Source organism: Bacillus sp. AY2-1, from assembly GCF_008368965.1.
Classification (GTDB): domain Bacteria; phylum Bacillota; class Bacilli; order Bacillales; family Bacillaceae_G; genus Bacillus_A; species Bacillus_A thuringiensis_S.
Genome location: NZ_QPEL01000023.1, coordinates 1 through 23,685 on the forward strand (window position 1 = coordinate 1; position 23,685 = coordinate 23,685).

Consider the following 23,685-nt stretch of genomic DNA (forward strand, 5'->3'; position numbering starts at 1 on the left):
CTGATTATCAGCCCTCACCAATCGGGCTTTTACGGGCAACAGGGACCCCGGCCTAACTTCTTTGCTTCCGCTGAATTTTGAGATGGGGGTCTTACTGTCCGCAAATAGCGGGATAAATGTATAATAAAAAGCCTGTTTTCACAGGCTTATGTTTTCGTCTATTAGTAACTCCATTACAACACCTACAACTGGACCTTCATCATCAATATCACCATTTAAGCGGAAACCAAATGATTCATATAGTCCCATTGCAAGTTTGTTGTCTGGATGTAAACTTAAGTAAATTATTTTACATTCGAATTTTTCTTGTAAGAATTGAATGAGTAAGCGAAGGAAACGTTTTGCGTATCCTTTTCCTTGATATTGTTGGTCAATCATAAAGCGATCGAGCCATACGCTTTTATGTTTTTCTGAATACCATCCATACATTGCGTATCCTACAAGTGTTTCTCCATCATATAAACCTACTGACGTTCCCTTTCCTTCATATAATGATTCTGCTAAAGAAAACGCGTTACTTTCAATAAATTGTTGCTGATCTTTTGTGACGTTTAAAGCAACTACTGAACGCCAATTTTTTGCTGTTACTTCACAAATGTGAAGATTCATAATTCCAACTCACCTTCTAAATTAATATAGCTTTAAAGCTAATATGGATAATTTTACTTGTTATTTTGGTCAAGTCAAGGATAAATACATAAAAAGGCAGCTGAATACCAGATTCAGCTGCCTAGAAAATATAATGGATTAGTTTGTTGCTTCTTTCAATGTGTTTACGTTTTCTTCCATTAAAGTGAAGTAATCTTTATTATTTTTCGCATCATCTTCAGAAATAGTAGCTAAGTGATTTAAGCGTAAAACTTTTGTACCAGTTTCTTTTTGAATTACGGATGCTACTTTTGGAGTAGAGAACGTTTCGAATAAAATATATTTTAGACTATGTTCTTTTACTGTTTTTGTAATGTCAGCAAGCTGCTTTTGAGATGGTTCATCAGAAGCTGAAATTCCAGCGATAGGAATTTGTTTTAGGCCGTATCGTTGTTCCCAGTAACCATAGGCAGCATGAGAAACTAAAATTTCTTTCGTTTTTGCGTTCGCTACAGCTGCCTTAAATTGATCGTCTAAATCAGTAAATTTAGTTTGAAGTGCGGCGAAGTTTTTTTCGAATTCTTGTTTATGTTCAGGTTGTAATTCTACAAGTGCATTTTTAATTTTTTCCGCCTGTTTCATTGCTAGAGTAGGATCTAACCAAACATGCGGGTCTTTATCGTGATGATGTTCATCTTCTTTATGGCCATCTCCATGATCATGATGCTCTTCTTCAGTAGAAGCACGAAGCTCAATACCTTTAGATGCATTTACAATTTTAACATTTTCTTTTTGTAATGTTTTTTCCATTTTTTCAGCAAATGGTTCTAATTCAGCGCCGTTATAAACGAATAAATTAGCTTTTGCAACTTGTACTGTTTGTTTTTGACTTGGTTCAAATGTATGTGAATCTGCACCAGGTGGGTAAATTGCTTCAACATTTACATAGTCGCCACCGATTTTCTTTGCGAAATCAGCAAGTGGGAAAATCGTTGTATAAACTGTTAGCTTTCCATCTTTCTTGGCATTACTTTCTTTTTTATTTGAGCAGCCAGCGAAAATTAAGGTGAAAATAAGTAAGAATGAAAATATAGTCAATCTTTTAGGCATGAAGTTCTCCTCTTTTCTTTTTTACGGATATATTTTCCCCAATTATAGAAGAAAAATATCATTTTAATACAAAACGGAATAATTACGTTTTAGTTTGCGAACTTAGTATAATACATCTTTAATAAAGTTGCAATAAATAATAATCATTCCGATTTGTTTTTGTTATAAAGTTGTCAAATATAAGTGTATTATTTTTGCAAATGCATGCATATGTGACAACGCTGTTTTCATATATTGAAAAGGAGGTTAAAGAGGGGGGTGAGCGTTTGGGTTACTTAATGGAAGCTATTTTATTAATATTAGCGGTAGTATTGCCATTATCTTTTGTATTAATTTTTTTAAGAAGATTAATAAGTAATTTAGGGGACGCTACAACAATAACGAAATTACAAGAGAGAGATGAGAAAAAAGAGTAAGTAAAACACTATGCGTACGCATAGTGTTTTACTTGTGGTAAAATAAGATCAGGAAACTCCTAAAGGTTGTATTTTACTGAAGGAGAGAAAAGTAAAATAAGAGGTATATGCATATATGAATAAGCGAACAGCGTTAATACTTGGTGCAAGTGGTTTAGTTGGACAAGAGATAACGCGTCTATTACTTGAATCAGATTACTATGATTCGGTTACTATTTTTGTAAGAGATCCAATGCAATGGCAACATGAAAAGTTACAGCAGAAACAAGTTGATTTTTCGGTATTAGAGGAATATAAAGAGTTCTTTGCTGTGGATGATGTTTTTAGTTGCTTAGGAACAACAATAAAAAAAGCAAAAACAAAAGCAAATTTTAAAAAAGTAGATTATGAATATACGTTACGAGCTGCTTGTTTAGCTGAAAAACAAGGGGTACAAAATTTCCTTGTTGTGTCTTCTATGGGAGCGAATCCTAAATCATTTTTCTTTTATTCACAAGTGAAAGGAAGAATGGAAGAAGAATTGCAAAAGTTAGTGATCGGTGGTATTCACATTTTTAGACCATCATTATTAGTAGGAAATCGACAAGAATTTCGTTTCGGTGAACGAATGGCTGAAAAGTTATCTCGTATTATTCCTTTTATTTTTAAAGGGGCTTTCAAAAAGTATAAACCAATTTCAGCTAAAGATGTGGCGAAAGGGATGTATATAACCGCGCTGCGCGAAGAATCGGGTATCCATACTTATAATTCAAATGAAATTCCAACGATAGAATAAATAAAACCGAGAAGAATGACTTCTCGGTTTTATTTATTCGTATGAATTTTTCCTGGTGCTCGCTTATATTGGTGAGGTTCTTGCAATTCAAAGCCAAGTTCATTGGCTGCTATTCTCGGGAAGTACGGGTTGCGAAGTAACTCACGTCCGATGAAAATTAAATCTGCTTCGTTATCATTTAAAATTTGCTCTGCTTGAGATCCAGTCGTAATCAATCCAACTGCACCAGTTGCAATGTTAGCATGCTCTTTAATATGTTTAGCATATTGTACTTGATACCCAGGATAAACATCGATGCGTGCAGGGACAACAGCCCCAGAGCTACAATCAATTAAATCTACTCCTTGTTCTTTCATCCATTTTGTATACTGAACATAATCTTGAACTGTTAACCCGTCAGGATGATAATCATTTGCTGAAATACGAACGAATATTGGTCCGTCCCAAACTTTATTTACAGAGTCGATGATTTCGCGTAAGAAGCGATAGCGGTTTTCAGGTGAGCCGCCGTATTCATCCGTTCGTTTATTAGTAAGTGGTGATAGGAATTCATTGATAAGGTAACCGTGAGCGCCATGTAGTTCGATAACATCAAATCCGGCTTGTTTTGAACGTAACGCGGCCCTCTGAAAAGCTAATATAGTCTCTTTGATTTGCTGTATATTCATTTCTACTGGTATTTTCATCGTATCATTAAAAGGAATTGCAGAAGGAGCGAAAGCATTCATATCTAATTCAGCTTTTCTTCCGGCGTGAGCGAGTTGAATGGCAGCTTTTGCACCGTTATCATGTATAAAAGTAGTCGTTTTATGTAAGCCTTCAATTAGGTTGTCATCCCAAATGCCTAAGTCTTTATTAGAAATTCGTCCTTCAGCTAAAACGGCTGTTGCTTCAATCATAACTAAACCAACTTGACCGGCAGCTCTTGTTCCATAATGAATGAGATGGAAATTCGTTACTTGGCCATCCCCGTTTTCCGATGAATACATGCACATAGGTGACATAACAATCCGGTTTTTTAATGTAACGTCCTTAATTGTATAAGGTGAAAAAAGTTCGGAATTCATCCAATAGCCTCCTAGATTGAATTTTCTTACATTGTATCATTCTCTTTTTTGTTTCTCTAATAAAACGCTTATACGAAAAATTTTGTATATTCGTGTTACAATGACTAATATGAACTGAATTGGAGGATGGCATATGTACCAGGCTTATTATGAAAGCGAAGTAGGTTTGCTTGAAATTACAGCGAATCAAGAAGGAATTACGTCTGTTATATTTGTTGATGAACGACAAGAAGAAAATAAAAATGAAATGATAGAACAATGTATAAATGAGTTAGATGAATATTTTAAAGGGAAAAGAAAAGAGTTTACGGTCCCGCTGTCTGCGGAGGGAACAGCATTTCAAAAAAATGTATGGGATGCACTTTATACTATTCCATACGGCGTAAGTGCTTCATATTTAGATATTGCAGAGAAAGTTGGAAATACAAAAGCTGTACGGGCAATAGGAGGGGCAAATAGTCGGAATCCAATTTCAATAATTGTTCCATGTCACCGTGTAATAGGAAAGAGTGGAAAGCTTGTTGGATATGCTGGTGGTTTATGGAGGAAAGAGTGGTTATTAAAACACGAAGGTATTTTGAAATGACGTATGGATGGGAAGAGGGATTGTTTTGAAATGTATAAATTGTGGGCAATCTTGCGAGGAGGAACAGTTAAATTGTGCAAGTTGTCAGCGAAACTTGGATAATGAACAAGAGGAAGGTAGCTCGTTAATAGATAAAGAACTAGAAGTATATGTAGGGAGACAATATCCGTATTACAAAAGGAAATGGGAACTTGAGAATAAGCGGATTGCTAGGTGGAGTTGGAATGGTTGGGCTGCTATTTTCAATATAGGCTGGCTAGGATATCGTAAGTATTATGTACCAGCTGCTTTATTTATGTTGTTATTAGTAGCGTGTGATGCATTTTCGTATTATATGGGATTTAATGTAGCGTTGCCAATCATTAATATGGTACCTCTTACGTTTTTATTACTCATTTTTATTCTGTTTGGAATGGGGATTTTTGCAAATGGATTATACTATCAATTTGCGGAAAGACGTATATACCGAATAAAAGCAAGAGAAATAAAAGATAAATCAGTTGAAAACTATCTAATCAATGATAGCGGCGGAACGAGCAAAATGGGAGCGACAATTGTTACTATTTTAGCAGTTGCTAGCATATTTTTTAGTCATTTCTTTTTTCCGACTGATCGAGACGTTATTCAAAAGGTTCGTACAAGCTCGCTTTATGAATATCCTTTCTTTTCAATAGGTGAATCTTTCGAAAATTATTTTCAAAATTCAGGTTGGATATATTATCGTGGAACGGAAGGGTTAGAATTAGTAGAATTCCAAGGATATAACACCGGAACGCCAAGACAAAAGGTGAAGATTCAATTTGTTGTCGATTATAAATTAGGTGAAGTGGAACCATACTCACTTATGGTTAATGGTGAATCTAAAACTGAAGAAGAGTTTTTGAAGCTGATGGAAGAAATATTTAAAGTTCAAAATCCATTTGATATAGAGGATGGATTACAAGTAAATGCTATTCAAGGAAGCGGCTGGAAAGAAATTTCCGATCGCTTTTTTCTATGTTTGTTAAAATAAATATTTAAAATAATCAGAATCTTTTGTATAATAAAATATATTATATAGGATTTAACTTATACATATAGATTGGGGGAAGGAAGAATGAAGAGAAAGACAACAACAATTGCTGCACTTGCGTTAACGACGAGTGTATTGGTTGCAGGATGTGGGAATGGTGAGAAGGCTTCGACAACGAAGAAAGAATCGAATAAGGGAATGGCCGATAAACAAGTTTTAAATTTGCTAGAAACAGCTGAAATTCCTTCAATGGATACATCTAAATCAACGGATTCTGTATCTTTCCGTGTATTTGTAAATGCAATGGAAGGTTTATATCGTCTAGATAAAGATAATAAACCAACACCAGGTATGGCAAAAGATGTGAAGATTAGTGAAGATAAAAAGACATATACATTTGAATTACGTGATGCGAAATGGTCAAATGGTGATCCAGTTCGAGCACAAGATTTTGTATATGCATGGCAACGTACATTAGATAAAGCAATAGCGGCAGAATATGCATTCATTTTATTTGATGTGAAAAATGCACAGAAAGTAAATAAAGGTGAATTACCAGCAGATCAATTGGGTGTTAAAGCGAAGGATGATAAAACGTTGGTAGTAGAATTAGAGCAACCAGCACCTTATTTTCTTGAGCTTACGTCGTTCCCTACATTTTTCCCATTAAATGAAAAATATGTGAAAGAGCAAGGAGATAAATACGGATTAGAAGCAGATAAATTAGTATATAATGGACCATTTACAATGAGTCAATGGAAACATGAACAAAATTATCAGTTAAAGAAAAATCCTAATTATTGGGATAAAGATACTGTAAAGTTAGACGAAATTAATGTAAGTATTGTGAAGGAAACAAGCACGGGAGTAAATTTATATGATAGTGATCAAGCAGATCGAGTTATTTTAACTTCTGAATTTGTTGATAAATATAAAAAGAATAAACCAGATGAATTTAAAACGAAGTTAGATCCACGCATATATTTCTTACGTTTTAACCAAAAAAATGCAACATTTAAAAACCAAAAAGTACGTGAAGCGATTGATTTAGCATACGATAAAAAAGGAATTGCTGATGTCATTTTAAATGACGGTTCATTGCCAGCATATTTCTTAGTACCTGAAAAATTCACGACAGGTCCGGATGGAAAAGATTTCCGCTCTGTAAATAAAAACTTCCGTGATAGTAAAGATAACGCAGAGAAAGCAAAAAAATTATGGGAAGAAGCGAAGAAAGAGCTTGGTCAAGATACAATTACGGTTGAATTACTAAACGATGATAACGGTAGCCGTAAAAAAGTAGGCGACTTTATTAAGGAAGAACTAGAGAAAAACTTGCCTGGTATTAAAGTGAATTTGAAACAGCAACCATACAAGCAGAAGCTAGATTTAGAAAAGAAATTCCAATATGAATTCTCATTATCTGCATGGAGCCCTGATTATCCGGATCCAATGACTTATATTGATATGTTTGTTACTGGAAGCTCATTTAATGAAATGGATTATTCTAATCCGAAGTATGATGATTTAGTAGCGAAATCAAAAGGAGAGCTATTAAAAGATGATAAAGCACGCTGGAATGCACTTGCGGAAGCTGAAAAAATCTTAATTGGTCAAGACGCAGCAATTTCTCCTACGTACCAACAAAGTACAGCTTATTTAGAGAAGCCATTTGTAAAAGGCATTGCTAACCATACGTTTGGCGGGGACTTCAGTTATAAATGGGCATATATTACAAAAAAATAGTATAATAAAAGATGAGTGAATTTTCGCTCATCTTTTATTTGTATAAGGAGGAATTATAGTTGTTAAGGGGAATCAATCACATTTGTTTTTCGGTATCTAATTTAGAAAACTCTATTATGTTTTATGAAAAAGTATTAGAAGGAGAATTACTAGTTAAAGGAAGAAAATTAGCTTATTTTAACATATGTGGAGTATGGATAGCGCTTAATGAAGAGACGCATATTCCGAGAAATGAGATTCATCAATCTTATACGCACATTGCATTTTCTGTTGAACAAGAAGACTTTAAATGTCTAATACAGCGATTAGAAGAAAATGATGTTCATATTTTACAAGGAAGAGAACGTGATGTAAGAGATTGCGAATCTATATACTTTGTTGATCCTGACGGTCATAAATTTGAGTTTCACTCAGGGACACTGCAAGACCGTTTAAATTATTATAGAGATGAGAAACCTCATATGACATTTTATTAGGGAGGGATAGCATTTGCATGCACTTGTAATTGGTGGAACAGGAATGCTAAAGAAAGTTTCTATGTGGCTTTGTGAGAAAGGATTTTATGTTTCTATTATCGGGCGAGATGAAGTGAAATTAGAAAATGTTAAGCGAATGAGTTCTGCACCAGAAAATATTACATGCCTTTCGTTAGATTATCATAATGATGAAGATGTAAAGCTAGCTATTAAAAGTACAATTAAGAAAAATGGCCCGATCACATTAGTTGTTGCATGGGTACACACAAGTGCAAAGCATGCACTATCAAATATTTGTAAAGAACTAGATTTGTCGTCTAAAACATATAGTTTATTTCATATTTTAGGTAGTAAAGCATCACGTATGCCTGCACAAAAAATAGGGAGTACGCGATGTATTTATCATAGAATTATTTTAGGTTTTATTTTAGAAGATACATATGGAAGATGGCTTACTCATGAAGAGATAGCTGATGGAGTTATAAAAGGGATTGAAAGTAAACGAGCGGAGTGGATTGTAGGGAGAGTTGAACCGTGGGAATTACGACCAACATGGTGAGGGGGAGTAAGAAATGAAAACAACTATATATGTAACAAGGCATGGTGAAACAGAGTGGAATGTAGCGAAGCGAATGCAGGGACGGAAAAATTCTGCTTTAACTGAAAATGGTATAGTTCAGGCGAAACAATTAGGGAATCGAATGAAAGATTTACCAATCCATGCGATCTATAGTAGTCCGAGCGAAAGAACACTTCATACGGCAGAGTTAATAAAGGGGGAACGTGATATACCTATTATAGCGGATGAGCATTTCTATGAAATCAACATGGGTATATGGGAAGGACAAACAATCGCGGATATAGAAAAGCAATTTCCAGAAGAAGTACATCTGTTTTGGAATGAGCCACATCTTTTTCAGTCAACATCAGGCGAAAATTTTGAGGCCGTTTATGAAAGAGTAATTGAAGGGATGCAGCTTCTTTTAGAGAAGCATAAGGGACAAAGCATATTGATTGTTTCTCATGCGGCAGCAGCAAAATTACTTGTAGGGCATTTCGCGGGAATTGAAATAGAAAATGTGTGGGATGATCCATTTATGCATAGTGCTAGTTTGAGCATAATAGAATTTGAAGAGGGTATTGGTAAAGTGAAACAATTTGCAGATATAAGTCACTTTCAATAAATGTAAAAAAGGCCGCAAAACGGCCTTTTTTTGGTGGTATAAAAACTAGCAGTTACGTTTTTTATACCAGAAGTGATCAAATTTCTTATTTTTGCAAGATGGGAATTTATGTCCGCCTTTGCAATCATTCCATTTGTGCCCATCATCGTGACAGTCTTTACCACGATCACATGAATCATCGCAAGAGCCGCCGTGTCCGTGAGGGAAGAATTCGCATTTTTTACAGTAACATCGTTTAGTCCAGTAAAATTTCTTTTCAAAACGTACACATTTTGTAACGAAAGTACAATGTTTTCTACGCGTACGTTTTGTAACTAAAACGCATTCTTTTCTACGTGTTACTTTCGTAACGAACGTCCATTTTTGAACGCGTACACGAGTACATTTCGTAACAAATGTCCACTTTTTAACGTGAGTACATTTTGTAACAAATGTACAATGTTTCACACGAGTACATCTTGTTCTTGGGCATTTACAATCGTCGCTACACTCAATTTTTGAAGAGCAATCGTCATCACATTCGAATGTGCTTGGATCTTGGTGTAAGAAATCCTCCATCCCAGCACTTTTGATTTCTTCAACAGCTTTTCTAATATCACGTTTCATAGAAATCCTCCTTATCATGTATTAAGTTGAAAAGGTATTCTTTTTCCTTAACATGATATGAGAGATGACGTCTTTCTGAACAGGACAAGAGTGTAATTTTCTATAAATAGATGATAGCGGATGTATGGACAAGACAAGGCGCATACATTGAATGAAGAGAACTGAGAAGGGATGAGAAAATATGTTACCTTCATATGATTTTTTTGTTCATCCAATGTACTTAGTGGAATTGAAAAAAGACATTTGGTCAGATAGTCCAGTGCCAGCAAAATTAACTTATGGAAAAAAGAAATATGACATTGATATCGTATACCGAGGAGCTCATATTCGTGAGTTTGAGAAAAAATCTTATCATGTTATGTTTTATAAACCAAAAAAATTTCAAGGTGCGAAAGAGTTTCATTTGAATTCTGAGTTTATGGATCCGTCTCTCATACGAAATAAACTATCGCTAGACTTTTTTCATAACATTGGTGTACTTTCGCCAAAATCACAACATGTATTTATAAAAATTAATGGTCAAATTCAAGGTGTGTATTTACAGTTAGAATCAGTTGATGAAAACTTTTTGAAAAATAGAGGATTACCGAGTGGTTCTATTTATTATGCGATAGATGATGATGCGAATTTTTCATTAATGAGTGAACGAGATAAAGATGTTAAGACGGAGCTCTTTGCGGGTTATGAATTTAAATATTCGAATGAAAATAGTGAAGAACAACTGAGTGAATTTGTATTTCAAGCGAATACTTTGACGAGGGAAGCCTATGAAAAAGAGATTGGGAAGTTTCTACATGTAGATAAATATTTACGATGGTTAGCAGGAGTTATTTTTACGCAAAACTTTGATGGTTTTGTCCATAACTATGCACTATATCATAACGATGAAACAAATTTATTTGAAGTTATACCGTGGGATTATGATGCGACTTGGGGGCGAGATGTACAAGGGAGACCGCTTAATCATGAATATATCCGCATTCAAGGGTATAACACGCTAAGTGCAAGATTGTTAGACATACCTGTGTTTAGAAAGCAGTATCGAAGTATTTTAGAAGAAATATTAGAAGACCAATTTACAGTTTCGTTTATGAGGCCGAAAGTAGAAGGATTGTGTGAATTGATTCGTCCATATTTACTACAAGATCCATATATGAAAGAAAAATTAGAAACATTTGATCAAGAGGCTGATATGATTTATGAATATATAAATAAAAGAAGAAAGTATATACAAGACCACTTATATGAATTGGATTAATTTTGAAAGAGATTGAAACGTTATCAATCTCTTTTTTTTGTATAATAAAGATGTATCAATAAAAGTGAAGTAATATATTTGAAAGAGAATGGGGATGCGGATATATGACGATTAAATGGATTGATTGGGTAAAACAAATACAATCTATAACCCAAGCAGGTTTAACGTATTCTAAGGATGTGTACGATATAGAACGCTTCCAACAATTACGAGACATTTCGATTTCGATGATGTCACATTACACAAAAACTGATTGGGAAGTTGTAGAGAAATTATTTGCAAGTGAGACAGGCTATCAAACACCTAAAGTTGATATAAGAGCAGTTGTTTTTCAAAATGAAAAGTTATTATTTGTGAAAGAAAAAAGCGATGGGAAATGGGCATTGCCAGGTGGATGGGCTGATGTCGGTTATACGCCAACCGAAGTTGCAGCAAAAGAGGTTGTCGAAGAGACGGGTTATGAGGTAGATCATTTTAAGTTACTAGCTATATTTGATAAAGAAAAACATCAACCATCTCCATCGGCGACGCATGTATATAAGATTTTCATTGGATGCGAGATTATTGGTGGAGAAAAGAAAACTAGCATTGAAACAGAAGAGGTGGAGTTTTTTGGTGAAAATGAATTGCCTAATTTATCAATTGCTAGAAATACAGAAGACCAAATTAAAGAGATGTTTGCCTACATGAAAGACCCGCAGAAAGAGAAATTAATAGATTAATCCTGCTTGAATTGTACATATTGTTAAAATGAAGATATTGGCAGATTGCAGCCTTTATGTAATAATGGGATGGTATGTGAAGAAAAAAGGAGATAAAAAAGAACATGTTAGCAAACATAATAGATCAGTTATTGCAATTTTTTGCAAGCTTAGGTTACTTTGGAGTAGCTCTTGCTTTAATGATTGAAGTAATCCCAAGTGAAATTGTACTTTCGTATGCTGGCTTTTTAGTAGCGAATGGTAAAATTAGTTTTGTGGGTGCAGTTATCGCCGGAACTATTGGTGGTACTTTAGCCCAAATCTTTTTATACTGGCTTGGATACTACGGAGGGCGTCCGGTTGTAGAGAAATATGGGAAATATCTGCTTATTAATAAACACCATTTAGACATAGCGGAAGGTTGGTTTAAGCGTTATGGAGCTGGCGTAATATTTTCTGCGCGCTTTATCCCAGTAGTACGTCATGCAATCTCTATTCCAGCAGGACTAGCTAAGATGCCATTAAAACTATTTACGCTTTATACGGTTGTAGCGATCATTCCATGGTCAATTCTATTTATATACTTAGGTGAAAAACTTGGTGGGAATTGGCGACAAATTAAAGAGTATGCATCTGATTACACACATTACATAATTATAGGAGCTGTTCTTTTTATTGCTCTATACTTCGGTTTAAAATATTTGAAAAAGAAAAAAACAACACGCTAAAGTCAATGATAATTCATTGGCTTTTTTTATTTGTTTCGGTTCTAAAAAAAAAGAGTTGTCCATAATGTATAATAATAAAGCGTAGCGGAGGAATGTGATGAAAGGGTCACCGTTTATACGTGGAACGATATTTTTAACGATGGCAACGATGATATCAAAAATGTTAGGGTTTATATATGTTATACCATTTACAGCAATGGTCGGTACGAGTGGGTACGTTTTATATACGTATGCATATCGCCCCTATACAATTATGCTCAGCATTGCGACAATGGGATTACCACTTGCAGTTTCAAAAATGGTATCAAAATATGATCAACTGAATGATTATCATACGGTTAAGAGAGTGTTGAAAAGTGGAATCGTGTTTATGTTTATAATGGGAGTCATTTCGTGTTTTACGTTATATATGCTAGCTCCGCATTTAGCTAAGCTTGTCATCGATGGGAATGATCAAACGGGGAATAGTGTAGGAGCGGTTACTACTAATATTCGAATTGTAAGTTTTGCGTTAATACTTGTGCCAGTAATGAGTTTATTAAGGGGCTTCTTTCAAGGATTCCAATCGATGGGGCCTTCTGCATTAAGTGTAGTTGTAGAGCAATTTTTTCGGGTTTTAACCATTTTAATAGGAAGCTTTGTCGTTTTATATGTTTTAAAAGCGTCTGTTTCATTAGCGGTTGGTATTTCAACGTTCGGTGCATTTATGGGAGCTGTAGGTGGATTAACTGTTTTAAGTGCATATTATATAAGAAGGAGAAGGCACTTAAAGAAAAAAGAGATGGCAAGTATACCACAAACAACAAAATCCTTTTTCTCATTGTATAAGGAGCTCTTTACATATTCTATTCCTTTTGTTGTGGTGGGCTTAGCAATTCCGTTGTATCAGACTATTGATACATTTACAATTAATAAACTACTTATACAAATAGGGTATATGCAAGGAGAAGCGGAAAAAATTAATGCGATAATTGGTCTTGTTCAAATGGTTGTGCTCATCCCGGTATCCGTTGCGACAGCTTTTAGTATGTCTCTCGTACCAGAGATGACGAAAGCTTACACAGCAGGAAATATGAAGCTATTGTACAAACATTTTACGAGAACAAATGTATTAGTAGTAGCGATTACGGTGCCGGCTGCAATTGGAATGATTGTGTTAGCCAAGCCTGTATATACTCTTTTATTCGGTGCTGGAAATGATCCAGAGATGGGGAGAATCATTTTACAGTATTATGCTCCTGCTTGCATACTATTTTCTCTTTTTACAGTAACGGCTGCTATGCTACAAGGAATCAATCAACAGCAGAAGACGGTGCTAGGACTAGTGATTGGAATTATTGTGAAAATAGTTTTAAATATTGTATTGCTTCCGTATTTCGATTATGTAAGTTTTATTATTTCAACATACGCGGGCTATACGATTTCAGTTGGGTTTAACTTGTGGATGCTTTCTAAATATGTTATAAAGGCAACATAAGCTTTTAAGGCAGAGAGCACTCTGTCTTTTTCTATGTTTATAATATTTTTCTTATAAAAACGTTTTCAAAATAATTTTTCTATTGAAATTTAAACGTATGTTTCATATGCTGAGAATGGCGGTTTAAAAACTGTGATTTAAGAGAGGTAGATTCCTACATGTAAAAAGAATCGGGGTGATAGTATGTTAAATATATATTTAACAGACCGAAACGGAAAACTACAAGAGATTGAGGAAATGCAAAAGGGGTGCTGGATTAATGTACTTCATCCAACAGAAGAAGAAATTCAATATCTAGTACAAACTTTAAATGTAGACTTAGATTTCATTAAAGACCCTTTGGATGATGAAGAACGCTCTCGTATTGAAAAGGAAGACAATAATACTTTAATTATCGTGGATATTCCGACAGTTAGACATGACGAAGAAGGAAATTCGATTTATGACACGATTCCAATAGGTATGATTGTGATGCCAGATTGCTTTGTGACAATTTGTTTAGAAGAAAACCCAATTTTTGAACGTTTTATTAATCAACGTATTAAAGAATTTTATACGTTTAAGAAGACGCGCTTTGCACTTCAGCTCTTATATACGATTTCTACTTATTATTTAAGATACTTAAAGCAAATAAATCGAAAAACAATTGATTTAGAGCATCAATTAAATCAGTCAATGAAAAATAAAGAGATTTTCACATTATTAGGCCTTGAGAAAAGTTTAGTATACTTTACAACGTCATTAAAGGCTAATAAAATTGTGATTCAAAAGTTAATGCGTAATAGTACATTTTTAAAAATGTATGAAGACGATCAAGATTTATTAGAAGATGTATTAATTGAAAATAAACAGGCTATTGAAATGGCGGAAATATATAGTCACATTTTAAGTGGAATGATGAATACTTTTAGCTCCGTTATATCAAATAATTTAAATAGTGTTATGAAACTGTTAACGTCAATTACGATCATTTTATCTTTACCGACGATGGTTTCTAGTTTCTTTGGAATGAACGTAAAGGTTCCGTTTGAAGGGGAAGCCCACGGTTTTGTAATTGTACTCATCATATGTGTAACACTATCTTTCACGTTAGCTTTTGTTTTTTGGAAGAAACGTTACTTTTAACGATAAAAAAGCTGCTCTAGCATAGTTATATAACTACGCTAGAGCAGCTTTTTTGCTATGAAATCTCAAATTTTGAATAGAATATAACTTGTACAATGTAATGTATATAAAGGGTATGTATTCCATATAAACCTTGTCCAATTAATGAAATGGGGTTAAAATTACATATTGTTAATGAAAAGTTGGAGGAAATACATCATGGAATTGTTTCAATTACCGAAAGCATTCCTGCAAATGAATACAATTTTTATCTCCATATTAATCGAAGCACTTCCTTTCGTGCTCATTGGTGTATTTATTTCAGGATTCATTCAAATGTTCGTGACAGAAGATATGGTAGCAAAATGGATGCCGAAAAACCGATTTCTGTCTGTTTTAGTAGCTACTTTTTTAGGGATGTTGTTTCCAGGTTGTGAATGTGGAATTGTTCCGATTGTAAGACGATTAATCGGAAAAGGGGTTCCGCCATATGCGGGGATTGCATTTATGTTAACTGGGCCAATTATTAATCCAGTTGTTTTATTTGCAACATACGTTGCCTTTGGAAGTAGTATGCACATGGTATGGTATCGTTCTATTGTAGCGATTATCGTAGCAATTATCGTTGGAATTATATTATCATTTATGTTTAGAGAACATCAATTAAGAGATGATCACTTCCCAGAAGTGAATCATAAGCGTCCATTACGTAAAAAAATGTGGGATGTATGTACGCATGCTGTTGAGGAATTTTTCTCGATGGGAAAATATTTAGTATTAGGTGCGTTAATTGCAGCTGCAGTTCAAACGTTCGTACAAACTTCAACACTTCTTGCTATAGGACAAGGGCCGTTCTCTTCACCAGCTGTTATGATGGGACTTGCTTACATATTATCACTTTGTTCAGAAGCGGATGCGTTTATTGCTTCATCATTCCAAAGTACATTTTCAACAGCATCACTTGTCGCGTTCCTTGTTTACGGACCGATGGTGGATATTAAAAATATGTTTATGATGCTTGCGACATTTAAAACGAAATTTGTAATTGTCGTTACAGTTACAGTTACACTTGTTGTTTATGCAAGCTCACTACTCATTTATGCGATGGGGTGGTAGGTTATGTTTCGAGCGTATATATTATTAGGTTTTACAATATTAATTGCGCAGCTTCATATTTCGGGTAACATTACGAAGTATATCAATATGAAGTATGCTTATTTATCAACAACAGCAGCAATTATTTTAGGTTTCTTAACGATTGTACAAATTATCGTCGTTTTCCAAAAAGAGCACCAAAAGGAAAAAGAGAAAAATGATTGCAGTTGTGACCATAGCCATTGCGGGCATGATCATTCAAAAGATGAGAATACATGGTGGAAAAAAGCATTTTCGTACTCATTGTTTTGTTTTCCAATTATCTCAGGCTTATTTTTCCCGATTGCAACGTTAGATTCAGATATTGTTAAGGCGAAAGGATTTCATTTTCCTGTTGCACAAGCAGAAAGTAAGGATCCATTTATGACAAGACAATTTCTAAGACCTGATACGAGCATTTATTACGGGAAAGAAGGATACCGCGGTGTAATGGAAAAAGGGAAGAAAGAGTTTGTTACGAAAGACAATATTAATTTGAAAGATGAAGACTTCCTAAAGGGTATGGAAACAATTTATAATTATCCTGGCGAGTTTACTGGGAAAAAATTATCTTTTAAAGGGTTTGTTTTTAGAGATGATTCTTCTAAAAAAGAACAATACTTCTTATTCCGTTTCGGTATTATACATTGTGTAGCAGATTCTGGTGTGTATGGTATGTTAGTGAAAAAACCAGAAGGTGTAGAATGGAAAAATGATGATTGGATTCAAATAGAGGGAGAAATTTCTACTGAATTTTATCAGCCGTTTCATGCGAATATTCCTGTATTAGAAGTAACGAAATGGAATAAAGTTGAACAGCCGAAAGAACAATATGTATTTAGAGGGGCCGATTGATAAGATCGGTTCTTTTTTGTGGACTAAAAGTTCTGAATGTTGTTAATATTAAACGTGTAGTTCATTTCGTATAGTGATTATTGAAATATTAGGGATAAATCATTAAAGGGGTGATAACAATGACAGAAGTAAAGGGGAAAACAGCCAATGAGTCAAGGGTGTTCAAAACGAGCCGAGTATTCCCAACAGATTTAAATGATCATAACACGCTATTTGGTGGGAAGATATTAGCGGAGATGGATATGGTTGCTTCTATTTCAGCATCCAGACATTCGAGAAAGGAATGTGTCACAGCGTCTATGGACTGGGTCGATTTCTTACATCCTGTTCGTTCTTCAGATTGTGTTAGTTATGAATCTTTCGTAATTTGGACGGGAAGAACTTCAATGGAAGTGTTTGTGAAGGTAGTGGCTGAAGATTTAATCTCAGGTGAGAAGCGTATAGCGGCAACGTCATTCGTTACTTTTGTGGCACTTAGTAAGGAAAATAATCCAGTTCCTGTACCGCGTGTTATCCCTGAAACAGAAGAAGAGAAAGAATTACATCGTATTGCTGTGTTACGTGCAGAACAGCGTCATATACGTAAGGCAGAGAGTAAGAAAGTAGCCACATTGTTAACCTTTTGAGATGAATATTTAGCCATTTAATTTACTATAGTAGGCGGAAATGGTTTTAAAATGAAAAGCGGACACCTAAAAATAGGTGTCCGCTTTTATAGTTTTTTCATCCACATATCATATGACAGTAGCTACTTAGCAGAAGCAAGCAGCACCGACGATGATTAAGAGGATAAATAATACGACTAGTAGCGCAAATCCATTACCATGTGCGAAGCCCATTGTTATTTCCTCCTTTTATTTTAAGATACAACATACAATATGCAAATGAGCTATTGTTTGATATGGACATATATCATGCAATGACATATTTTCTTGAATGATAATGTAATAAAAAAGGGAAGATATAGAAATAACAGTAAGTGGAGAAAGGAATTTATCCATGAAGCACTTTTTCGCTATAATTCTTTGTTTAATAGGTGTATTCATTTGGATGAACATCGATGTGGAAATGGGGAAGGAAATGGCTAGTGAATATGAATTAGGACAAGTTCGATTAGGTGAATTTCAACTATATACGAACGGTGAAGAGTTATATAGAAAATTATTTGACGATATAAACGATGCAGAAAAGTATATATATATCCATTTTTATATTGTAGGAAAAGATGAAATAAGCCAAGAGTTTTTACAGTTATTAGAGAAAAAAGCATCTAGCGGAGTAGAAGTGAAATTGTCAGTCGATCGGATAGGCGGATATAAGTTGAAGAAAAAGGTAATTAGCCGATTAAAGGAAAACGATGTGAAGTTTACATTTAGTAAAAAACTGAAACTGAAAAATGTGTTCTATTCTTTGCATCAACGGAATCATAGACGCATTGTTACCATAGATGGAAAGATATCATACGTCGGTGGCTTTAATATCGGAAAGGAGTACCTTGGACAAGATCCGAAGTTTGGGCCATGGCGTGATTATCACGTGCGCATCCATGGTGATGGTGCAGCGGATATGGAAAGAAAGTTCGCCGAAGATTGGAAAGAAGATACAGGAGAAAAAATGCCTATACATGAAAGTATACCTACATTAGGGAATGTGAAATATCAATATTTATTTTCAAATGGAAAAGGCTTATGGGAAAAGTATGGGGCACTTTTAAAAAAGGCTAAAAAGTCTTTAATTATCGCTACACCATATTTTGTACCAAGTAAAGAAATGGTGAAAGAGTTAAAAGCTGCATTAAATCGTGGTGTTAATGTAAAAATTCTCGTGCCATTTAAAAGTGATGCCATATTGTTAAAACAAGCTGCCTATCCATATTTGAAAGATATGTTACATGCTGGAGCGGAGATTTATCAATATCGAAATGGATTCTTTCATGGGAAAGTAACAATCATTGATGGAGAAATTGTTGATATTGGGACAGCGAATTTTGATAATAGAAGTTTTTATTTAAATTGCGAGTCTAACTGTATCATATATGATAAAACAGTTGTTGATGAAGTATGGAGTCGATTACAGGTAGACTTTCATAAATCAAAACGATTTTCTGAAGAAGATTTTGAGAAAATTAGTGGATGGGATTGGTTTTTAGCAAGAATAGCGAATGTTTTAGCATCATATTTATAGCATATGGACAAAAGAGAAGGGAGGCGCTTTAATGGACTGTATGAAAGAATTAATGAGATATAGTTATATGTTAATATACAAGGTTGGAGAGTATGCTGGAAAGGTCAGAGACGAAGAATTAAAAAATCTATTACAGCACCATTTACCATATATGTTACAAGCATATAATGAACAAGTAAATTTTCAAGAAGGAGAGAATGTGCAGCATATAACCTGTGAAACAACGGAGTTTGATTTGCATGAAATGGAAAAGGAGACAGTTAGTAAATATACAGGGGATATTCATATTGCAACCTGTTATATTGCGCACTTGAAACGATTAGCTTTAAAGTTTGCTCAAGTTGCAGTGGAAGTTGCTAATCCGGAGTTTCGCTCATTTTTGGAAAATTGTTTCTTGAAAATGAACCGTTACGCTTATAGTGTGTGGCAATATGTTATGAAGAAGGAATATAAGATTACACATCTATATGAAAATGAAAAGTTTGCATGAGAAACTAAGGCGGAATGGTATGCGCCTTAGTTTTTTTACGTCCATTGAGAGGGAAAAACTAGTTTTATTGTGTATCAATTGGAAATGAAATATATAAATTTAAATTAGGTTTTGTTATCAGAAAATTTACAAAAATTTACCGTATATTTACTGTTTTTCAATCTCTTCTTTAAAAATAGAGAGTAATATGAGGTTGTACATATTCTATCACAAGGGGGAAACGCAAATGAATAAATGGGTTAAATCATTAACTGCTATGGCACTTGCAAGTTCTTTATTAATGGTAGGTTGTAGTAATGGTGAGGACAAGAAGAAAGAAGACGAAACAACAACACAACAAGAGGACAAAAAGGATAAAGAAACAAGCGGAACTGAGAAGTCTACGGATTCTAAAGAAAAGAAATAATGTAATAATAGAGCTTCCTCTTTTATATGAGGAAGCTTTTTTGTTGTAAATTGATTGAGATTATTGAAAAATAGAAAGAGAATGAAAGAGGGGGAAAACAAATGAAAGTATGTATATTGGGAGCAACAGGACGAGTAGGTTCAAATATAATTAATTTAGCATTAAAGGATTCAGCTGAAGTGACTGCATTAGCGCGTGATTTAAATAGAATAGAAATACAACATGAAAGGTTACGAGTGATAGAAGGTAATGTATTGAACGAAGAGGATATAAAGAAAGCGATAGAAGGAAGTGATATAGTAATTAGTGCACTTGGAACGGATCAAAATAGAACATTAGCGAAGAGTATGCCACAAATTATAAAGCAAATGGAAGAAGCAGGGGTTCATAAAATTATTACAGTAGGAACAGCCGGTATTTTACAAGCAAGAACAAATCCAAATTTATATCGTTTCCAATCAACGGAATCCAAAAGGAAAACGACAACAGCAGCAGAAGATCATTTGGCTGCATATAAGGTACTAAGTAATAGTAATAATTTATGTTGGACAGTTGTTTGTCCGACACATTTAATAGATGGTGAGGCGACAGAGGTATATCGAACTGAAAAAGATATATTGCCAGAAGGTGGATCAAAAATTACAGTGGGTGATACGGCACACTTTGCATGGGATCTATGTAAGAAAAACATATATGAAAATAGCCGAGTAGGTATTGCATATTAAAAAACCATCCCGAAGTCGGGATGGTTAAAAGATGATATAACATACGAAGATGATAATCATAATGATTTGGAGAATTGCTTTCGCTACTGTACTGCTTAAAAAACCAACTACAGTAGCGACTCCAACTAGAAAGGCATCTTTTGGCGCTTTTTTATGCACTAGTTCTGTTATAAATACTGATAAGAACGGTATGATAATAAGTCCGAATGGTGGGAAGAAAAACGATCCAACAATGATAGAAATCATTCCGACACGTTCGCCCCATTTAGAACTACCGTATTTTTTTAAGAAATATCCATTTGCAATAAAATCAGCAACGAAAATGAAAAGAGTGAAAATGACTTGAATAATCCAAAAAGAAGTTGTTAATTCTCCTCCATTTATACCGAAATGGTAAATCAAATATCCAGCCCAGACAGCTAGTATGCCAGGGATAATGGGATAAATAAAGGCGAGAAATGAAACAATGAAACAGGCAATGATACAAATTGTTAATAAAACAGTCACTTTATAGCTCCTTTTTAATATCTAGTTTATGTACAGCAACTTTTTTGACTTGATGTCCATCAAGTTCTAATACTTTAAATTGAAAACCAGCATATTCAATGGAATAGCCAGCTTCAATATTTAAGTCAACTGCTTGAGAGAGAATCCACCCTCCGATTGTATCTAAATCACTATCATCAATATGTAGGCCAAACATATCATTTACTTCAGAAATAAGTACCTTTCCATCTACAACAGTAAGCTTAGGTGTACGTTTTTCAATCATAGGTGGTTCATCCGCATCGAATTCATCTTGAATTTCTCCAATGATTTCTTCAAGAATATCTTCCATCGTTAAAAGTCCGGCAGTGCCACCATATTCATCCATAACGATTGCCATCTGAACGCGATTTTTTTGAAGGTGGACTAACGTTTTACGAATTGGAACTGTTTCAAATACAGTTAGAACAGGATGTATATAAGATTCAAGTGGTTTATAAATACCTTTCGTTTGATCATGGAATACTTCTTTCGTATTGATCATCCCAATGATATCATCTTTATCTTTTTCAATGATTGGATAGCGTGTATATTTCTCAGTAGCGACGATATCCATATTTTCTTCTAACGTATTTTCAGTAGATAAGCAAATCATTTCGGTACGAGGAACCATAATTTCTTTCGCAACTCGATCATCAAATTCAAAAATGTTATTTACATATTTATATTCGGTTTGGTTTATTTCACCGCTTTTAAAACTTTCACCTAAAATGAGTCGCAATTCCTCTTCAGAATGAGCAAGTTCATTTTCTTTCGCAGGTTCTAATCCGAGTAGTTTTGTGAAAAATATAGCTGCACTATTTAGTAGCCAAATGAATGGATACATAATTTTATCAAATAAAATAAGTGGTCTTGCAAATTTGAGTGTGATTGCTTCTGCTTTTTGAATTGCGAAAGACTTTGGAACTAACTCACCTAATACAACGTGGAAAAATGTAATAACACTAAAAGCAATAACAAAAGATAAAGTGTTAGCCATTGTTCCAGTAATATTAATTTTTTCAAAGAGCGGTCGTAGTATATGCTCCACAGTCGGTTCACCAAGCCAACCAAGCCCTAAAGAAGTGATCGTAATGCCGAGTTGACAAGCTGATAAATAAACATCTAAATTAGATAGGACACTTCTTGCAGCTAAAGCTTGTTTATTACCTTCATTTGCAAGTTGGTCAATTCGACTTTTACGTACTTTTACAACAGCGAATTCTGATGCGACGAAAAAGCCAGAAATAAGAATAAGTACAAATATGAGAAAAATATTTAATATGTCCAAGTGTGTTCTCTATTCCAAGGTTTGGAATAAAGATGTCACCTCCTGCAATTATGTTATACTTTTATAATAAATCCAAATGAAAAGAATAGTCAAAGGAAAAGGGTAAATATTGGTATGTTTCTGTAATAGTTTTTGAATTTGCTGTTATTTTGTCCGCGATACAAAAGGAATAACCCCCTACTTTTAGATTATAGAGGGTAATTTCAAATTAAGGTTTTGGAACACTTCTTGTTAAAGTATATGACTGTTGCTTGGAGTAGTTTGTGGTCCATAGTGTTTGAAGGAAAGAAAGTATGCTATATGGGATATAGAGTAGTAATAAGCCGACTGTAACAATTATAGGTGAATTTCCGCCAAATTGAACGATAAATTGTAACAGTCCACTTGTATGAAAAACGCATTCCATAAAAACGAATGAAAGAATAATGGAACCTAAAATTGATTTATGATTCGAAGTAAGCGCCAAAAACAATGTATCCACAAGAAAAGAATCATGTTTTATTTCATATTCATTTGTGTTTTTCAAGAAAGGAATCCATTTTTTTATTGCTTGCATAACGATAATCATGGAAGTACTACATACGATGATAAAAGATGAGTAGTAAGGAAGGTTTATAAATTGTGCGACGTATAGAAGTAGTAATAAGACTGAACATTGTAATACTACAGTGCAAAAAGAGTAAGGTATCCAATTCAATACAGTAGTAAACTTTTTAAACGAGTTAGGTACTTTGAAAAATAAATGGCCGATACCCAAACTTATGAAAAATCCGATCGCAAGGGTAAAAGTAAAACGAACAATCGATATAAAATATATTTCCCATATGTAAGGGAATAATGGTGTTGAATGATTAGAAGTATGTATCATTTGATTTGCTGAGAAAAAGATAGATTCATGCATCCAATCAACCTTTGGAATTGATATAGAAGAAAGCTGTGCGAAGTTTTGAAAAATGCTAATAAATCCATTTTGATAAGAGTAATTGTGTGTAATAAAAAGAGCTGGAATTGGACTTATGGCAAAAATAACAATAACACCAATTATTAATTTGTATATATGTGAGCGTAATAAGGACATATAACCACCTACTCTTGGAATATTCAGAAAATTCTTATTCTTATTTTAGCCGTTTTTGGAGCAAGTTACAATATATTTTTCTTCATGTATGGGCATATGGATAATTTTAAATTGTATTTAGAAATCTATTTTATGTGTGGAATATAAAGCAGAAACTGGTATG

Annotated in this window: 28 protein-coding genes; 20 read left to right on the forward strand and 8 right to left on the reverse strand. The window is 34.2% G+C overall.

Translation table 11 applies throughout. The annotated features are described in order from the left end of the window. Positions 1–138 precede the first annotated feature (138 nt). Complete coding sequence (locus DN403_RS06395) at positions 139–609, reverse strand: GNAT family N-acetyltransferase (RefSeq protein ID WP_016098362.1); 471 nt, start codon at positions 607–609, stop codon at positions 139–141. A gap of 138 nt (positions 610–747) precedes the next feature. Then, on the reverse strand, positions 748–1,698 hold the full coding sequence (locus DN403_RS06400) for a metal ABC transporter substrate-binding protein (RefSeq protein ID WP_001126157.1): 951 nt from the start codon (positions 1,696–1,698) through the stop codon (positions 748–750). A gap of 266 nt (positions 1,699–1,964) precedes the next feature. Here DN403_RS06400 and DN403_RS31050 point away from each other — a divergent pair, with 266 nt between their 5' ends. Together DN403_RS31050 and DN403_RS06405 are read left to right on the forward strand one after the other, a co-directional pair. Next, positions 1,965–2,114: a hypothetical protein gene (locus tag DN403_RS31050; RefSeq protein WP_000540932.1), complete on the forward strand. Its 150-nt coding sequence runs from the start codon at positions 1,965–1,967 to the stop codon at positions 2,112–2,114. A gap of 115 nt (positions 2,115–2,229) precedes the next feature. Then, a complete protein-coding gene (locus DN403_RS06405) occupies positions 2,230–2,889 on the forward strand; it encodes an oxidoreductase (RefSeq protein WP_001042731.1) in 660 nt (219 codons plus the stop codon). 29 nt (positions 2,890–2,918) lie between these two features. On the opposite strand, the gene namA is transcribed toward DN403_RS06405, so the two are convergent. After that, positions 2,919–3,956, reverse strand: coding sequence for an NADPH dehydrogenase NamA (namA, locus tag DN403_RS06410; protein WP_001083641.1), 1,038 nt, complete (start codon positions 3,954–3,956; stop codon positions 2,919–2,921). A 133-nt stretch (positions 3,957–4,089) separates the two neighbouring features. Between namA and DN403_RS06415 the strand changes: the two genes are divergently transcribed. The 6 genes from DN403_RS06415 (at position 4,090) to DN403_RS06440 (ending at position 8,960) form a co-directional block, all read left to right on the forward strand. Beyond that, positions 4,090–4,542 (forward strand): methylated-DNA--[protein]-cysteine S-methyltransferase, encoded by a 453-nt coding sequence (locus DN403_RS06415; protein ID WP_000283913.1) that lies wholly within the window; start codon positions 4,090–4,092, stop codon positions 4,540–4,542. A gap of 7 nt (positions 4,543–4,549) precedes the next feature. Continuing rightward, complete coding sequence (locus DN403_RS06420) at positions 4,550–5,554, forward strand: DUF2628 domain-containing protein (protein ID WP_080117667.1); 1,005 nt, start codon at positions 4,550–4,552, stop codon at positions 5,552–5,554. A gap of 84 nt (positions 5,555–5,638) precedes the next feature. Continuing rightward, positions 5,639–7,300: a peptide ABC transporter substrate-binding protein gene (locus DN403_RS06425; RefSeq protein ID WP_000824273.1), complete on the forward strand. Its 1,662-nt coding sequence runs from the start codon at positions 5,639–5,641 to the stop codon at positions 7,298–7,300. 59 nt (positions 7,301–7,359) lie between these two features. After that, the gene (fosB, locus tag DN403_RS06430) at positions 7,360–7,776 is read left to right on the forward strand and encodes a FosBx1 family fosfomycin resistance bacillithiol transferase (protein ID WP_000943769.1); all 417 of its coding nucleotides are present in this window, start codon (positions 7,360–7,362) and stop codon (positions 7,774–7,776) included. 13 nt (positions 7,777–7,789) lie between these two features. Beyond that, positions 7,790–8,335 carry a short-chain dehydrogenase gene (locus DN403_RS06435; protein ID WP_000543118.1) on the forward strand — a complete coding sequence of 182 codons (546 nt, stop codon included), beginning with the start codon at positions 7,790–7,792 and terminating at the stop codon, positions 8,333–8,335. A gap of 13 nt (positions 8,336–8,348) precedes the next feature. Next, positions 8,349–8,960, forward strand: coding sequence for a phosphoserine phosphatase 1 (locus DN403_RS06440; RefSeq protein WP_000858828.1), 612 nt, complete (start codon positions 8,349–8,351; stop codon positions 8,958–8,960). A 45-nt stretch (positions 8,961–9,005) separates the two neighbouring features. On the opposite strand, the gene exsB is transcribed toward DN403_RS06440, so the two are convergent. Next, a complete protein-coding gene (gene exsB / locus DN403_RS06445; RefSeq protein WP_000817481.1) occupies positions 9,006–9,566 on the reverse strand; it encodes an exosporium protein ExsB in 561 nt (186 codons plus the stop codon). A 181-nt stretch (positions 9,567–9,747) separates the two neighbouring features. Between exsB and cotH the strand changes: the two genes are divergently transcribed. The 8 genes from cotH to DN403_RS06485 all read left to right on the forward strand — a co-directional run bounded on the left by cotH (position 9,748) and on the right by DN403_RS06485 (position 17,449). Further along, positions 9,748–10,824, forward strand: coding sequence for a spore coat protein CotH (cotH, locus tag DN403_RS06450; protein ID WP_000938005.1), 1,077 nt, complete (start codon positions 9,748–9,750; stop codon positions 10,822–10,824). Positions 10,825–10,928: 104 nt separating this feature from the next. After that, positions 10,929–11,546: an NUDIX hydrolase N-terminal domain-containing protein gene (locus tag DN403_RS06455; RefSeq protein WP_000153595.1), complete on the forward strand. Its 618-nt coding sequence runs from the start codon at positions 10,929–10,931 to the stop codon at positions 11,544–11,546. A gap of 104 nt (positions 11,547–11,650) precedes the next feature. Next, the gene (uptA, locus tag DN403_RS06460; RefSeq protein WP_098437500.1) at positions 11,651–12,253 is read left to right on the forward strand and encodes an undecaprenyl phosphate transporter UptA; all 603 of its coding nucleotides are present in this window, start codon (positions 11,651–11,653) and stop codon (positions 12,251–12,253) included. Between the two features lie 97 nt (positions 12,254–12,350). After that, positions 12,351–13,730 carry a putative polysaccharide biosynthesis protein gene (locus DN403_RS06465; protein WP_098437502.1) on the forward strand — a complete coding sequence of 460 codons (1,380 nt, stop codon included), beginning with the start codon at positions 12,351–12,353 and terminating at the stop codon, positions 13,728–13,730. Positions 13,731–13,913: 183 nt separating this feature from the next. Next, positions 13,914–14,855: a magnesium transporter CorA family protein gene (locus DN403_RS06470; protein WP_000932389.1), complete on the forward strand. Its 942-nt coding sequence runs from the start codon at positions 13,914–13,916 to the stop codon at positions 14,853–14,855. Between the two features lie 198 nt (positions 14,856–15,053). Further along, the gene (locus DN403_RS06475; protein WP_000418726.1) at positions 15,054–15,950 is read left to right on the forward strand and encodes a permease; all 897 of its coding nucleotides are present in this window, start codon (positions 15,054–15,056) and stop codon (positions 15,948–15,950) included. Positions 15,951–15,953: 3 nt separating this feature from the next. Next, a complete protein-coding gene (locus DN403_RS06480; RefSeq protein WP_000488058.1) occupies positions 15,954–16,823 on the forward strand; it encodes a TIGR03943 family putative permease subunit in 870 nt (289 codons plus the stop codon). A 119-nt stretch (positions 16,824–16,942) separates the two neighbouring features. Continuing rightward, positions 16,943–17,449 carry an acyl-CoA thioesterase gene (locus DN403_RS06485; protein ID WP_000141164.1) on the forward strand — a complete coding sequence of 169 codons (507 nt, stop codon included), beginning with the start codon at positions 16,943–16,945 and terminating at the stop codon, positions 17,447–17,449. 126 nt (positions 17,450–17,575) lie between these two features. Here the strand turns inward: DN403_RS06485 and DN403_RS06490 are convergent, their stop codons facing one another. Next, positions 17,576–17,662 carry a YjcZ family sporulation protein gene (locus tag DN403_RS06490; protein ID WP_000505094.1) on the reverse strand — a complete coding sequence of 29 codons (87 nt, stop codon included), beginning with the start codon at positions 17,660–17,662 and terminating at the stop codon, positions 17,576–17,578. 160 nt (positions 17,663–17,822) lie between these two features. Here DN403_RS06490 and cls point away from each other — a divergent pair, with 160 nt between their 5' ends. The 4 genes from cls to DN403_RS06510 all read left to right on the forward strand — a co-directional run bounded on the left by cls (position 17,823) and on the right by DN403_RS06510 (position 20,628). Next, on the forward strand, positions 17,823–19,007 hold the full coding sequence (gene cls / locus DN403_RS06495) for a cardiolipin synthase (protein WP_000680092.1): 1,185 nt from the start codon (positions 17,823–17,825) through the stop codon (positions 19,005–19,007). A 31-nt stretch (positions 19,008–19,038) separates the two neighbouring features. Beyond that, positions 19,039–19,497, forward strand: coding sequence for a spore coat protein (locus DN403_RS06500; RefSeq protein ID WP_000340541.1), 459 nt, complete (start codon positions 19,039–19,041; stop codon positions 19,495–19,497). A gap of 226 nt (positions 19,498–19,723) precedes the next feature. Then, the gene (locus tag DN403_RS06505) at positions 19,724–19,903 is read left to right on the forward strand and encodes a hypothetical protein (RefSeq protein ID WP_001045969.1); all 180 of its coding nucleotides are present in this window, start codon (positions 19,724–19,726) and stop codon (positions 19,901–19,903) included. A 101-nt stretch (positions 19,904–20,004) separates the two neighbouring features. Next, positions 20,005–20,628, forward strand: coding sequence for an NAD(P)-dependent oxidoreductase (locus DN403_RS06510; RefSeq protein ID WP_000861641.1), 624 nt, complete (start codon positions 20,005–20,007; stop codon positions 20,626–20,628). Between the two features lie 24 nt (positions 20,629–20,652). Here the strand turns inward: DN403_RS06510 and DN403_RS06515 are convergent, their stop codons facing one another. The 3 genes from DN403_RS06515 to DN403_RS06525 all read right to left on the reverse strand — a co-directional run bounded on the left by DN403_RS06515 (position 20,653) and on the right by DN403_RS06525 (position 23,522). Beyond that, positions 20,653–21,135 carry a DUF456 domain-containing protein gene (locus DN403_RS06515; RefSeq protein WP_000217335.1) on the reverse strand — a complete coding sequence of 161 codons (483 nt, stop codon included), beginning with the start codon at positions 21,133–21,135 and terminating at the stop codon, positions 20,653–20,655. Between the two features lies 1 nt (position 21,136). Continuing rightward, positions 21,137–22,444: a hemolysin family protein gene (locus DN403_RS06520; protein ID WP_000353734.1), complete on the reverse strand. Its 1,308-nt coding sequence runs from the start codon at positions 22,442–22,444 to the stop codon at positions 21,137–21,139. Between the two features lie 208 nt (positions 22,445–22,652). Further along, on the reverse strand, positions 22,653–23,522 hold the full coding sequence (locus DN403_RS06525) for a hypothetical protein (protein WP_000055307.1): 870 nt from the start codon (positions 23,520–23,522) through the stop codon (positions 22,653–22,655). Between the last annotated feature and the right edge of the window lie 163 nt (positions 23,523–23,685).

Excerpts from the sequence above, each read along its gene's own strand:
- DN403_RS06395 (WP_016098362.1), bottom strand. The coding sequence starts at position 609 with ATGAATCTTCACATTTGTGAAGTAACAGCAAAAAATTGGCGTTCAGTA.
- DN403_RS06400 (WP_001126157.1), bottom strand. The coding sequence starts at position 1,698 with ATGCCTAAAAGATTGACTATATTTTCATTCTTACTTATTTTCACCTTA.
- DN403_RS06405 (WP_001042731.1), top strand. The coding sequence starts at position 2,230 with ATGAATAAGCGAACAGCGTTAATACTTGGTGCAAGTGGTTTAGTTGGA.
- namA (WP_001083641.1), bottom strand. The coding sequence starts at position 3,956 with ATGAATTCCGAACTTTTTTCACCTTATACAATTAAGGACGTTACATTA.
- DN403_RS06415 (WP_000283913.1), top strand. The coding sequence starts at position 4,090 with ATGTACCAGGCTTATTATGAAAGCGAAGTAGGTTTGCTTGAAATTACA.
- DN403_RS06420 (WP_080117667.1), top strand. The coding sequence starts at position 4,550 with ATGGGAAGAGGGATTGTTTTGAAATGTATAAATTGTGGGCAATCTTGC.
- DN403_RS06425 (WP_000824273.1), top strand. The coding sequence starts at position 5,639 with ATGAAGAGAAAGACAACAACAATTGCTGCACTTGCGTTAACGACGAGT.
- DN403_RS06440 (WP_000858828.1), top strand. The coding sequence starts at position 8,349 with ATGAAAACAACTATATATGTAACAAGGCATGGTGAAACAGAGTGGAAT.
- exsB (WP_000817481.1), bottom strand. The coding sequence starts at position 9,566 with ATGAAACGTGATATTAGAAAAGCTGTTGAAGAAATCAAAAGTGCTGGG.
- cotH (WP_000938005.1), top strand. The coding sequence starts at position 9,748 with ATGTTACCTTCATATGATTTTTTTGTTCATCCAATGTACTTAGTGGAA.
- DN403_RS06455 (WP_000153595.1), top strand. The coding sequence starts at position 10,929 with ATGACGATTAAATGGATTGATTGGGTAAAACAAATACAATCTATAACC.
- uptA (WP_098437500.1), top strand. The coding sequence starts at position 11,651 with ATGTTAGCAAACATAATAGATCAGTTATTGCAATTTTTTGCAAGCTTA.
- DN403_RS06465 (WP_098437502.1), top strand. The coding sequence starts at position 12,351 with ATGAAAGGGTCACCGTTTATACGTGGAACGATATTTTTAACGATGGCA.
- DN403_RS06470 (WP_000932389.1), top strand. The coding sequence starts at position 13,914 with ATGTTAAATATATATTTAACAGACCGAAACGGAAAACTACAAGAGATT.
- DN403_RS06475 (WP_000418726.1), top strand. The coding sequence starts at position 15,054 with ATGGAATTGTTTCAATTACCGAAAGCATTCCTGCAAATGAATACAATT.
- DN403_RS06480 (WP_000488058.1), top strand. The coding sequence starts at position 15,954 with ATGTTTCGAGCGTATATATTATTAGGTTTTACAATATTAATTGCGCAG.
- DN403_RS06485 (WP_000141164.1), top strand. The coding sequence starts at position 16,943 with ATGACAGAAGTAAAGGGGAAAACAGCCAATGAGTCAAGGGTGTTCAAA.
- DN403_RS06490 (WP_000505094.1), bottom strand. The coding sequence starts at position 17,662 with ATGGGCTTCGCACATGGTAATGGATTTGCGCTACTAGTCGTATTATTT.
- cls (WP_000680092.1), top strand. The coding sequence starts at position 17,823 with ATGAAGCACTTTTTCGCTATAATTCTTTGTTTAATAGGTGTATTCATT.
- DN403_RS06500 (WP_000340541.1), top strand. The coding sequence starts at position 19,039 with ATGGACTGTATGAAAGAATTAATGAGATATAGTTATATGTTAATATAC.
- DN403_RS06505 (WP_001045969.1), top strand. The coding sequence starts at position 19,724 with ATGAATAAATGGGTTAAATCATTAACTGCTATGGCACTTGCAAGTTCT.
- DN403_RS06510 (WP_000861641.1), top strand. The coding sequence starts at position 20,005 with ATGAAAGTATGTATATTGGGAGCAACAGGACGAGTAGGTTCAAATATA.
- DN403_RS06525 (WP_000055307.1), bottom strand. The coding sequence starts at position 23,522 with ATGTCCTTATTACGCTCACATATATACAAATTAATAATTGGTGTTATT.